The following is an 11,905-nucleotide window of genomic DNA, read 5'->3' on the forward strand; positions in this document are numbered from 1 at the left end:
GTCCTGAAGGGCTCGATCAGATATATATCCAAAAGACCCTGCCTAGCCTGTGCCAGAGCGGGACGAAAAATGCGCCGACTGCTCCTCGTCGGGTCTGTCGTTTGCACCCAACAGCGGCAAGAGCAGCGCCGCAAAGGAGCCGTGCAGCTGGTTTGAGATCCACTACCTTGTCAAGGAGGTGGCACGGCAGGCCGGCGCCAAAAAATACGACTGCATACTTGCTATAGCAAACGGCGGCATCATCCCTGCAAGGCTCCTGGCAGAAGAGCTGGGCATCGACGACGTGAAACTTGTCCCCGTGCGCAAAAAGAAAATAATCGCGCAGGAAATGCCGGCGCTTGACAAAAAGAAACGATACCTGATAATTGACGACATTTACGACACAGGCGACACGTACAGAAAGGTCAGCAAGGCCGTGAAAGGCTTTAGCTGCGATTACGCCTTCTGCATGACCCGCCGCCCGACAGACGCCGGCATCTGTGGAAGGATACTGGGCCACGACAGGTGGATAGTCTTTCCGTGGGAGCGGACGCAATGAACGGCCGGGTCTGCCTCGTGACGGGAGCAACGTCCGGCATCGGCAAAGAGATCGCCCGGGGCCTTGCCGGGATGGGCGCTACGATCGTGATTGCCGGCCGCCACAGGGAAAAGTGCGAAAGCGCGACACGCGAAATGGCAGGTGGCAATGTATCGTATCTTTTAGCCGACCTGTCGTCGCAGGCGTCAATACGGCAACTGGCCGGCGAGTTTCTTGACAAGCATGAAAAACTGCACGTGCTTGTCAACAACGCCGGCGTCTTTATGGGCAAGCGCGTGGCGACCGTCGACGGCATGGAATCCACGTTTGCGGTCAACCACCTGGCCCCGTTTCTGCTGACAAGCCTGCTTGCCGGGGCGCTTGAGAAGGGCTCGCCTGCGCGGGTGGTCACCACGAGCTCCATTGCCCACAAGGGCGCGGCTATCGACTTTGACGACTTGCAGTTTGAGAAAAGGTCCTACAGCGGCATAAAGGCATACTCGCAGTCCAAGCTTGCAAACATACTGTTCACAAGGGAGCTTGCGCAGAGGCTCAAGGGGGCGACGGCAAACTGCTTCCACCCCGGCGGCGTGAGGACAAACCTCGTGCAGACCGGCATATATGGCGCGGTCTGGTCGATGGCAGGCCCGTTCTTCGCAAGCCCTGAAAAAGGCGCGGACACGGGCGTCTACCTGGCGTCGTCGCCGGACGTAAAAGGGGTGAGCGGAAAATATTTCGTAAAGAGAAAGGAGACGAGGCCGTCTGAAGCTGCGCTGGATGGCGAAGCGGCGCGCCGGCTCTGGAAGATGAGCGAAGATCTGACGCGATAGAACAGAAAAGACTTTAAGAAAAAGTGCATAAATATTGCTGTGAAGTTTCTTTTTGTTTCACCTGAAGCGCTCAGCCTAGACCTCGCCTACCGGGTGACGCAGGAAGGACACGAGGTCAAGTTCTCCGTGCACGGCGAAACTGAAAAGGACGTCGGCGACGGCTTTGTGGACAAGGCAGACAGGTGGGAAGACCTCGTGGGGTGGGCTGACGTAATCGTGTTTGACGACGTCGGCTTTGGCAGGGTGGCAGACAAGCTGCGGGCCGAGGGCAAGAAGGTCGTCGGCGGCAGCGCCTATACGGACAAACTTGAAAGCGACAGGGAGTTTGGGCAGAACGAGCTTGCCCGGTCCGGCGTGTCCATCCTGCCGAGCCAGAATTTTACGGATTTTGAGGAGGCGATAAGGTTCGTCCAGGCAAACCCCGGTCGGTACGTGATAAAGCCTAGCGGCAAGGCGCAGAACGAAAAGGAATTGCTGTTCGTGGGCCAGGAGACCGACGGCAACGACGTGATAAACGTGCTTGCGCTCTACAAAAAACACTGGGCAGGAAAGATACGCGTCTTTCAAATACAGCAGTTTGCAGCCGGCGTCGAAGTGGCGGTCGGGACGTTTTTCAACGGCAAGGAATTCGTCAGGCCGGTTAACGTGAACTTTGAGCACAAGCGCCTTTTTCCCGGCGACATTGGCCCGAGCACGGGCGAGATGGGATGCTATGACGACAAGACAGAAGTCCTGACTGACGGCGGGTGGAAGCTGTTCAAGGATCTATCATACAAAGATGGAATTTGCACGCTCGATCCGCAAACCCATGTAATCGAATACCAAAGGCCTGATGCAATAGTCTCTTTCAGTCATCATGACAAACTTGTCACCATCAAGAACAGGGCAATAGACATAGCGGTTACACTAGATCACAACATGTACGTTTGCTCGCAACAGAATAAAAAGAATGGAAGCAACAGGTTCGAACTCGTCAAGGCCCGCGACCTGGAGTATCAGTCAGTTATCAAGAGGACAGGCACATGGATTGGAGAAGAGCAACAATACTTTGTCCTTCCTTCCATAGTTCTCCGGCACTATGAAGGCAAGCAGATTGCCTTGCATGCTGCGCCTGAAGTAAAAGTCCCGATGGATGACTGGCTTGCATTTATGGGGATATGGGTAGCCGAAGGGTCTGCATCCAGCCAGGGTGTTTCGATTGCACAGAAGGTGCCAGAAAAGACCTTTTTGATGGCAGGATTGTTGCAAAGGCTTCCTTTCAAGTTCATGAAGTACAAAGGCCAGTTTGTATGCTATAACAAACAGCTAGCTGCATATCTGAAGCCTTTTGGCAAGGCTTATCAGAAGTTTGTCCCTGATTTCGTCAAGCAGCTAAGCCCACGGCAAATGGCAATCTTTCTAGAATGGTATGCGCTGGGTGATGGAACTGCCATGGATCACGGTTTCAGGATATTCTACACAGCATCAAAGCGTCTTGCTGACGATGTACAGGAATTGCTTTTGAAGGTGGGTCGACTTGGGTTGATCAAGACCCGACAACGTTCAGGCCTTGTCTGGATCGAGAATCATTATGCAGACCGATCAAGACTGCAGTACGAGGTGATAGAAAGAGTCGTCAAGCTAGAGTCTTACATTGACAGGAGAGATGTCAAGGTGATCGATTATAGCGGCAAGGTCTATTGCGCCGCCGTAAAGAACCACGTGATGTACGTCAGACGGAACGGCAAGCCGTACTGGTGTGGCAATACAACGATGTTCTGGACAGATGACAGCAAAATTTTCCAGCTCACCCTTCAAAAGATGCAGCCCCAGCTTGCCGCCTCCGGCTATGTCGGCTATATCGACATCAACTGCATCGCAAACCACACAGGCGTCTACCCGCTCGAGTTCACGTCGAGGTTCGGCTATCCCACGATATCGATACAGATGGAAGGAGTTACGAGCGAGTGGGGCCAGTTCCTGCACATGCTTGCTGCAGGACAGGCGACAGAGCTTGCCACGAAAAGGGGCTTTCAGGTGGGCGTCGTCATAGCCGCGCCGCCGTTCCCGTTCACCGACGACAAGACTTTCAGGAAATTTTCCGAAGACGCGACCGTGCTCTTCAAGAGGCCAGATTTGTCAGGCGTGCACCTTGGCGAGGTGAAAAAAGACGGGAGCGACTGGCGCCTCGCCGGCAGGTCCGGCTATGCCCTCGTCATCACGGGCTCTGGCATAACGACTGAAGAGGCCCGCAACCAAGCATATGGGAGGGTCGCAAACATAATGATCCCAAACATGTTTTACAGGACCGACATCGGGTTCAAGTGGATAAAGGACAGCGATCTGTTGCTGTCGCTTGGGTACCTGTAGGCGTGTTCCAGCGCGTTTAGCTCAGGCCAGTGGCAACTTTATGGCACTTGCCCAAAGCCTTTAAATATAAATTTAAAGAACAAGCAACGCAGTGGGTGCAGTAAGAAGGGGATGGTGCGACATTGTCGCAGACATCCTTACAAGCGCAAAAGGCGGTGAAAGGGTCACCGAGATAATGTACCAGACAAAGCTGTCTTATCCCCACATGGACTATCCGCTGCTCCTGGACGGCGCGGGGCTGCTAAAGCGCGAAAAATCCGTCTACCAGACGACTGAATCCGGCCTCCTATGCCTAAAGCACTATGCTGATTTCCGGAGCCTTGTCTTTGCAGATTCTGCCGTCAGGCGACGCTCGTAGTCACTGGCCTGAATCTTCTTTGTAGGCTATGCTCGTTATGGTCGACGCAATCCCCCTTATCCTTTTTACTTTTTTGATTATGTCCCGGAGGGCTGCCTCGTTCTCTGCCTTTACCTTTAGCAGCATGTCATAAATGCCGTTGGTCGAATACGACTCGACAACCCCGCCCACCTCTCCTACTTTTCTCTCCACCCCGGACAGCTGGTCCGGAAGGCAGTTTATGAATACAAACGCTAGCGGCATCACTATTTTAATCGATTAAAAAGTTTTAACCGTTTCCACACTTGTGTAGGGTACAATCTAACAGAACTTTTCCAACTACATGCTTGGTTGCTAAAGAAAAAGAATCCTTGCAATGCAGCGGGTAAAGCTGGTCATGTGCGCTGAGCTGAAATATCTGCCAAGAGCACGCCCATTTTCACGCTCGAATCTTTAGGCATTGGAGGATAAGAAAGAAATGACTAGAAAGAAAAATGTGTGGCCCTTTTACAAGGGCCGAGTTGTCTATTCTCGTCTTCCAAAGCTGTCTATCGAGCAGCCCAGGTTGTTAGCCGCGTCGAGGTTTTTCACAGCGCCTGACACGTCGCCATCAAGGGCCTGCTGTATATAGCTCGTGAAGAGCGCCGGATCTATGTAGTTGATGTTCGCGTTCAGGTTAGGGTCTCCGTAATAGAAGTTGAATACGCCTGCGGCTGCATGCCTATAGACCGCGTTGAGGCCTCCGCCTTTCAACGCTACTGCCTCGTCGATTGTAAGGTCTGCGGGAGCGCCGAGGTCAAGTCCCGTAATGTCCAGTATTGCGGCATTCAGGTTTATCCCGTACAATTCTGCAACTCTTGGATTGGTATCCGCGTGATTCTTCCAGTATCCTGGCGTGCAGCCTTCAGTTCCAGGCCATGTCGCATATGCGTTCAGTGGCAGTACAAAAAGCAGCCCTGCCACGGCAACCATGGCAACTGGTATTCCTACGTACCGTGCATTTTTCATCGTATGCTGACACAAAATACTGCTATAAACCACTCAACCTCATAACAGGCGGTCATACCGGAAATAAAATTCATGTGAGCAGAATATCTGGGAACTTTATTCATACGGCATAGAAAACTGTGTCATGCCCCAAACCACATTCCAGGCGGCAAAAGGAGACCTGCTCTTCAGAAAAGCGTCCACGAACATGTCAAACTTGGCTGCCTGCTACATTTTTTAGCAGCGGTTACAACGTCGTATTTATTAGCATGTATGTCATCTCTCATGACGACAACTGTCGTGGCAAGCGTCGTGAAATTCTACATCCAAAAGCTTGTGATGACCTTGATGCTGATAGACATGGGCCTTGCAGGCCCGGCGCTGCAATTGTGGAAGAAAAACTAGGGAATTACCTGCAGGGCTATCTGCGAAAAGGCTCCCGCTGAAAAGTTGGTGTTTGTCTCGCCGTCCAGAAGGGCATGCATTATAAAAATTCGCTTGTCTGGAACTACCGGGGCCGTGGCAGTAAACGAGAGGATTTTTGCTTCCGCCACGGAGGTATCACCAAGGTGTTCCGCAAGCGTGGCGACGATCTGAGTAGACCCGTCAGGGTATGGCGTTATGGCCGGCGTTGCCGAGAATCCTGCAAATGAGCCAAGCGCAACACCTGTAAAACCTTTTGGCACGTTTATCACGAGTTTCCCGCCTGATTTTATGTAGTTGCTGCTAACGGTGTCTAGGTCGGCAAGCGAGACGTAAATGGTGACAGGTATTCCGTCGGCGATGTTGTTCTTGTGTGCAAACATGTGGCCGTTCTGCAGTGCAGTCGGCGGATCGGTGGTGTCGGTAAGGTAAATGTTGGCAACAGGCCCATCTCCATCTTGCATGCTTGAAGAATAGCCTGTGCTTGCAAATTGGCCCAAGCTCGTAAATACAGTGGCTGAAACCATGAACGCCGGCTCATCATCGTTTGAGACTAGGTCGCCGGGCTCCATCCTTGCTAGGAACGACTTTGAAGACAGGGCGTCAACCACTTCTGGAGTGGCAACATCCTTCCATTCAAGTTGGTTGGCAGCGTCGCATTTCCACTCTGAAGATGTCGAAGGGTAAATGGCTGAAACAGGGCAGGGGCTAGCGAAGATTCGATGGCCGCTTGTAACTTTCGGCGAAAACGCGCTGATCACTAGCCTGCTCACCTCCATCTGGGTGTTTGTTGGGTTCACTATGGTAATGCCCCACAATCCTTGGTCGTTCTGGCTATCTCCAAAGGGCGCCGGCACGGTCAGAAATATGCCGGGCCTCTGCACAAGGGTTCCTGACACTATTATTTCTGAAAATGCGGACTGCTGCGCCAAGTCTATGATCTCTACCCTGCCCTTTTCTATCGCATAGTTGCCAGCCCTGGCGCCCACAAGCGTGGCATTGAACGTGACAGGCGTGTTGTCCGGCGCGTCCACCTTGAACGCCCACTTGAACATGCTCGTGGCGCCCTTTGCCACCTTGGTGTTGCCGGCAGGCGCCGCGTACTGGGTCAGCTGGCAGCCGGGACCAGCTGTGCAGCCAAGCGAATGCGAAAGCGCTGGCGTCACCCCGTTGCCGAGATACGCGTCTGTAGAGTTGTTTGTCACCGTGTATAGCAGCGTCATGTTTTCGCCCGGCGTCACCGTTGGCGGGATGACGTAAAGCGACATCGGAAGAGCCATCGTCGAGAGGGGCGCGATGTTGGCCACAGCCGTGTTGCCAGACTTGGTCACTATCTTGACAGAGTACAGCGACGTGCTGGTCGCCGTGAAAGGTAGGGCCTGGCCTATGTTCTTGATAGAGTTCCTGCCGTCGACTGCAACGTCGAGGTCGTACCTGAACTGCTGCTTGGGCGACGCGGTCTCGTTCACGATGTAGATGGACGCCAGCTGCGCCGGCTGCCCGCCCGTATTGGCGATTGTCATGTTGAGCCTGCTGCCGTCGACCCTGATGTCTGCAATGTCTATCTTTTCGTTGAGCCTGTCAAGGTCGGCGCCCGACTTTTCCGTGACTGCGGTGGCTATCCTGTCCTGCTGCTGAGTCATCCAGAGGGTGACGTTGAGCGCGCCGGCCATGATGATGACCATGAACACGGCCCCGACTACTGTGCTGATGCCCCTCCTTCTCATCATGCCTTCCACACCTGTTTTAGCTCATTTCCCCTCTCTGTCTTGACCCACACGCTCTGGCTCTTGCCTGCGCCCCAGTTGCTCTGGAACGTGACTGACTGCGTGGTCTCTTGCAGCACCACCTTGCTGCCGGCCCATGCCTGCGTGTTGTTGACGTAAACGTTTGTTATCTTGACTGCCACGTCGCCGGTGTTGCGCAGCGTCACCTTGGCGTACTTGCTCGTCGAGTTTGAAAAGAACCATGCGTCTTCGACAATGTAATTTTCGCTGATCTGGTTCACCCTGTCGTCCACCGCCCTGACAATGTTGAGCTTTTGCACCGTGAAATTAGAGCTAGACCACGACACCATGAACGCGCCCATCAATGAAACTGCAGAGACCAGCATCATCGACGTCACTACCGTGCTGATGCCCCGGCGGCTCTTGCTCCTCACCGTATGGAGTGGATTGAAAAACCGTATATTGCTTGGCGTGTCGCTGCAAGCTACAACCTATGACACGTTTTCGAACAGGAACTTGAAGATCGAGATCAGCGACAGGTTGTTCGTATAAAAGCCGCACAGCTCGGACTTCTTGAACGGGTGGCTTTCAAGCAGTATGATTATCTCCTTGTTGTCCACGATGACAAAGCTGGTGGGCGCGGTCTTTTCCATGGTGGAAAAGAGCATCGAGTCCTTGTCTGCGGGGATGATGTAGTCGCCGGCGTTCTTGCAGGGCGTCCTCAATTTCACGAACACGCCGTTTGTGGCAAGCTGTATTAGCTGGTCGGTGATGCCGGTGTGGTAAAAGTTGACGAGGTTCCTGTCCGTGACAAGGGCAAGAACTTCTTCCTTGGCGTCTGTTATCATCCTCCCTATCCTGGCCGCGACAGCGTTTTCGCCCATGACGAAATTGTATTTCTCCTTCTTGTCCTCCGGGCGCACCACCCTGTTGCCTATCACAGCCTCGAGCATAGTCCTGTAGTCCTTCTTTTTGTTCTCAAAGACCTCGAGCGCTGTCTTTTTGGACTGGATGAGCGAGTCGACCACCTCGTCGATTGGCACCGAGTAGTATTTCTGGGGCCTGTCAAAAGTCGAAAATACCACGCCCTTTGAGAGCAGGTTTGATATGTAGTTATAAGTTTCAGTACGCTGGATGCCCGTCCTGCGAGAGATGTCGCTTGCGTTTGACTGGCCTTCGCTCAGTAGAAAGACGAGTATCCTGGCCTCGTTGAGGGTCAGGTCGAGTTTCTGAAGCTCGGCTATTAGGCTGCCTTCCATATCCATGATCGGTGAATCCATGCCTGATCTGCCAATTTTTGTGCTAATCTCCAGCCACTTCCTCGGAACTTACGAATGGCCTGCAGATTATATGAACAAGCTGTTGTAGTACTAGAGGACACACACATAAACATGTTATAAGGTCAGATTCTATACGATTATCACCTACTAAACTGGCAGCATGTCGGTTTCAGGACGAGAGGGCGAAATAAAGCTCGGAAAACGCCCTTGCCATCTCGGCCGGCTCGCTGACGAGCCTCGCGTTTGCTATCGACTTTTTAATCCTGGCGCTGCCGACGCCTATCGCCGCCAGCGTGACCCCGTGGGAATAGAGCTCTTTTACTGCGCCGGCCATCTCCCTCTCGATGCCGTCATAGCCGGAAGGCAGGCCGTCGGAGACCAGGATTACATAGTTGCGGTCCTTGGCATACTCGAGGACCAGGTTGCGCGCAAGCCGGAGGGCGTCAGGTATGTGCGAGAGGCCGTCCGGCACGAGGCCGCCTATCCTCGATTTTGCCAGGCTGTCGTACGGCTCTGAAAAATCCTTGATGCAGAGCAAGTCGTCAGAGAACGCAAACATGCCCCACGGGTTCTGGCCGATAATGTCTTTGGCAGTCTCGGCGACGCACAGGGCGATGGAGCGCAGCTGCTTGGCAATCCCTCCGAGGCTCAGGCTCGAGTCGACCAGTATCGCCCACGACTCGTTTTTCAGCAGGTTTTCGTCCCTCACAAACATGTCTGTCCTTACCGTCTCGCTTGCCACCGCCTGTATCGCGACCTGCAAGTCGACGTTGCCGCTCTCTTCAAACGTGCTCTCGTCAAGGACGTTTCGCACAATCCTGGCCTGCTCGATCATCCTCCTTATCTGCGGCACAAGCTCGCCGTGCAGCCGGTAATAGCCCGCATAGTCGCTTGCCGGAAACCCGAAATAGCCGATGTTCAGGCTCTTTGACGCGCGTTCCAGGCGCGACAGGATCTTTGCATTCCTCTGGCGCTCCCTGCTGATCTCAAAATAGATCTCTTCCCCAATGATGTCTTGCAGGTTGGCAGAATTGTAAAGCCCGCGCATCGACCTCTCAAACGCCGCCTGGTCTATTGCGCCGGCCCGAAATATCTCGATGTGCTCGCGGCTTGCTGGCAACCTCTCCGAGTAAGGCAGGTAGACCGAGTGCCACCTGCCGGGGAATTTCTCGACTATGCCATAGAGCCTGTCGCCAAGGGGTTCCCAGTCCCCCGCCCGCTTTACTCCCTTTAGGCTGGCAACAAAATCGCCGATCTTTTCCCTGATGAGCGAAGAAACGTGGATGGAAGGAACGCCCAGGACAGAGCGCGCAAGCATGGCCTGAAAAAAGGCCGGCAGGCTGTCCGGGTTGGCCGGCAGCAGCGCGGCAGACAGCATGTCCGCCGGCACCACGACATCGCGGTAAAATTTTTCGCCCATGATCTTGCGGATCCTCTGCCTTGCCAGCTCGTCAAAGATGACCGTTGCGACATAGCCGGCCCTGAGCGGGTCCTGCTTGCCGCCGATCCATTTCCGCAATGCCTCCCGGTGGTGCCACGCGATTGTTACCTTTGCCCCGAGCAGGCAAGTAGATGCAAGGATGAGCCTTGATGACGCATAGCGCCCAAAGTCGTCGTCGGGCAGCACAAACGGGCCGTACAGCAGGCTGCCGTTTTCCGCGCGCACCGCCGGGACCCTGACTACGCAGTCGGCAATGTCGCCGGCCAAAGCCATGGAAGGCGCGCCGGCAGGGTAGACCAGCCGTGCGCCTGCGAGAGGGTCTTCCTGCAAGGCTGCAAACTTTTCGTATAGCGCGGGGTAGAGCGCCATCAGGCATCCTGCGCCGCTTCAAGCCTCGGCTCGGCCGCAGTGGCAGACTTTACTATCCTCCGCACCATCTCCTGGGTCGTGGTGTCGTCACTCGTGGTCGAGATTACCGTCTCCTCAGCCGCGTCAAGGACGCTGATGCCGTCTGCCACGAGCGTGGCCCAGTTGGCGATGTCGCCCACCGAAGGTGCGTACGGGATGTCGCCTTTTTTGTAGCTGAAGCGCAGCTGCGCGGCCGCTGTGACCATCTGCACGGCAACCTTTTTGCTCACCTTGCACCGCTCGCGGATGAGGGCGACTTCGTCCTTGTTGATGTTGGGGCCGGTGCTCAGGTAGTCAAACGTTATCCACGCGTTCATCCTCCTCCTGAACGCGGCGTTCAAAGGCTTGGTGCCTGCAAACTCTATGGAAAACGGGTTCATGCTGATTACGACAAACCCGAGCGGGTGGCGCTGGATTATCTCATTGTCCTTTTCGTTGAGCACGATGTGGCCCCTGGTGTCAAGGAGCGGGTTTAGCCTAGTCGCCACGTCCTGCTTCATCATGTTCGCCTCGTCGAGGTACAGTATGCCCCCGTTCCTGCACCATGACACTATCTGGCCGTCGACCCAGTTTTCCTTGCCAAGGCCGACATACCTGCCAAAAAGGTCAAAAGACGTGGTCTGCAGGCCGCAGTTTATCTCCCACATTGGCAGACCCGCTATCTCTGCCACCAGGTACACGATGTGCGTCTTGCCCGTCCCCGATGGGCCGATGAGCGCGCACTGCTTGAAGTGGTAGAGAGCGCGCATTATCCTTTCGACATAATGCTCGCCCTTGTCCACGTATTCTGGCGTGTTCTTGGGCACGAGCTGGGAAAACGCGTCGGGGAAATTATAGTTGGGCGCAAGCTCGTAATCTTGTACATCGTACATTTTCTTCATGGGTGACTCGTACGACTTTAGCCTTGAAATCTGGAGCGATATCTTGGATTCCTGGCTGAACGTGCGGAGGCGCTTTACCATCCTGCTTGGAGCGCCCGCTGGCTTGCCTGTGCCATAATACTCCACGCGCTAGTTATGAAAATAAGGCAAAAATCGGTTAGCGTGTAATTGACAGCTACACGCATAGCGATTTTGCGCCGCGCGCCTTTCGAAAGCCGTGCCAACGCAACAGCAGCAAAGCGTGCAGGTAGACGTGGCGCTAGAGAGCGCCTTTGCAACGAAAAAGGGGCGCGAAAAATCGCTGGCCCCGAGCACCTTCCAGGTGTCAGCCAAGATAGACGAAGAGTCGCGCAAGGATAACAGACTCGACCTGTCATTCCTGCTCACGCTCAACGACCCGAAAAACATGGTCACGTACGAGTTCCGCGGCTCGTGCAGCATCACCGGCAACCCCGCAAGCTTTGACCATGTGATGGGCGCCCATGCCGGGTCGCGCCTGCCCCGGATACTTGACGTGATATATCAGAAGGTCTACCCGTCGGTCTTTATGCTTGCAGGCATAACGTCGTCGCCCTACCCGCAGCTGACCGTGCTCGCGCAGGAGCTTGTGGTGCAGGAAGAAGTCAAGCCTGAGGAAAAGCAAGAGCCGGCCTTGCAGGCGGAACCGCAAAGCTGAACGTCCAGCTCTTTTTCTTGAACGCGCCGGCCTCCACGGGCTTTAATAT

The 11,905-nt window shown here is 54.5% G+C and carries 12 protein-coding genes; 5 read left to right on the plus strand and 7 right to left on the minus strand.

Features of this window, described 5'->3' with window-relative positions; genetic code table 11:
- Positions 1–49: 49 nt before the first annotated feature.
- The 4 genes from ACREAY_RS06150 to ACREAY_RS06165 all read left to right on the plus strand — a co-directional run bounded on the left by ACREAY_RS06150 (position 50) and on the right by ACREAY_RS06165 (position 4,054).
- Positions 50–538 carry a phosphoribosyltransferase gene (locus ACREAY_RS06150; RefSeq protein ID WP_431754883.1) on the plus strand — a complete coding sequence of 163 codons (489 nt, stop codon included), beginning with the start codon at positions 50–52 and terminating at the stop codon, positions 536–538.
- On the plus strand, positions 520–1,347 hold the full coding sequence (locus ACREAY_RS06155; RefSeq protein ID WP_431754884.1) for an SDR family oxidoreductase: 828 nt from the start codon (positions 520–522) through the stop codon (positions 1,345–1,347). The genes ACREAY_RS06150 and ACREAY_RS06155 overlap by 19 nt, the downstream gene beginning before the upstream one ends.
- Positions 1,348–1,386: 39 nt before the next feature.
- Positions 1,387–3,696, plus strand: a complete 2,310-nt coding sequence (locus ACREAY_RS06160) for a hypothetical protein (RefSeq protein ID WP_431754885.1) — start codon at positions 1,387–1,389, stop codon at positions 3,694–3,696.
- A gap of 91 nt (positions 3,697–3,787) precedes the next feature.
- Complete coding sequence (locus ACREAY_RS06165; RefSeq protein WP_431754886.1) at positions 3,788–4,054, plus strand: winged helix-turn-helix domain-containing protein; 267 nt, start codon at positions 3,788–3,790, stop codon at positions 4,052–4,054.
- Here ACREAY_RS06165 and ACREAY_RS06170 read toward each other — a convergent pair whose 3' ends face one another.
- The 7 genes from ACREAY_RS06170 to ACREAY_RS06200 all read right to left on the minus strand — a co-directional run bounded on the left by ACREAY_RS06170 (position 4,055) and on the right by ACREAY_RS06200 (position 11,306).
- Entirely contained in the window at positions 4,055–4,297 is a 243-nt protein-coding gene (locus tag ACREAY_RS06170; protein ID WP_431754887.1) for an Lrp/AsnC family transcriptional regulator, read from the minus strand. It lies immediately after the preceding gene.
- A 261-nt stretch (positions 4,298–4,558) separates the two neighbouring features.
- On the minus strand, positions 4,559–5,041 hold the full coding sequence (locus tag ACREAY_RS06175) for a hypothetical protein (protein WP_431754888.1): 483 nt from the start codon (positions 5,039–5,041) through the stop codon (positions 4,559–4,561).
- Positions 5,042–5,421: 380 nt separating this feature from the next.
- Positions 5,422–7,173: a hypothetical protein gene (locus ACREAY_RS06180; protein ID WP_431754889.1), complete on the minus strand. Its 1,752-nt coding sequence runs from the start codon at positions 7,171–7,173 to the stop codon at positions 5,422–5,424.
- A complete protein-coding gene (locus tag ACREAY_RS06185; RefSeq protein ID WP_431754890.1) occupies positions 7,170–7,604 on the minus strand; it encodes a hypothetical protein in 435 nt (144 codons plus the stop codon). The genes ACREAY_RS06180 and ACREAY_RS06185 overlap by 4 nt, the downstream gene beginning before the upstream one ends.
- Positions 7,605–7,661: 57 nt before the next feature.
- Positions 7,662–8,429, minus strand: coding sequence for a TrmB family transcriptional regulator (locus tag ACREAY_RS06190; protein WP_431754891.1), 768 nt, complete (start codon positions 8,427–8,429; stop codon positions 7,662–7,664).
- Positions 8,430–8,619: 190 nt separating this feature from the next.
- Positions 8,620–10,260 carry a hypothetical protein gene (locus ACREAY_RS06195; RefSeq protein WP_431754892.1) on the minus strand — a complete coding sequence of 547 codons (1,641 nt, stop codon included), beginning with the start codon at positions 10,258–10,260 and terminating at the stop codon, positions 8,620–8,622.
- Positions 10,260–11,306: an AAA family ATPase gene (locus ACREAY_RS06200; RefSeq protein ID WP_431754893.1), complete on the minus strand. Its 1,047-nt coding sequence runs from the start codon at positions 11,304–11,306 to the stop codon at positions 10,260–10,262. The genes ACREAY_RS06195 and ACREAY_RS06200 overlap by 1 nt, the downstream gene beginning before the upstream one ends.
- A gap of 91 nt (positions 11,307–11,397) precedes the next feature.
- Between ACREAY_RS06200 and ACREAY_RS06205 the strand changes: the two genes are divergently transcribed.
- Positions 11,398–11,856, plus strand: a complete 459-nt coding sequence (locus ACREAY_RS06205) for a hypothetical protein (protein WP_431754894.1) — start codon at positions 11,398–11,400, stop codon at positions 11,854–11,856.
- Positions 11,857–11,905 lie beyond the last annotated feature (49 nt).

The organism is Nitrososphaera sp. (assembly GCF_050748925.1).
GTDB lineage: Archaea > Thermoproteota > Nitrososphaeria > Nitrososphaerales > Nitrososphaeraceae > Nitrososphaera.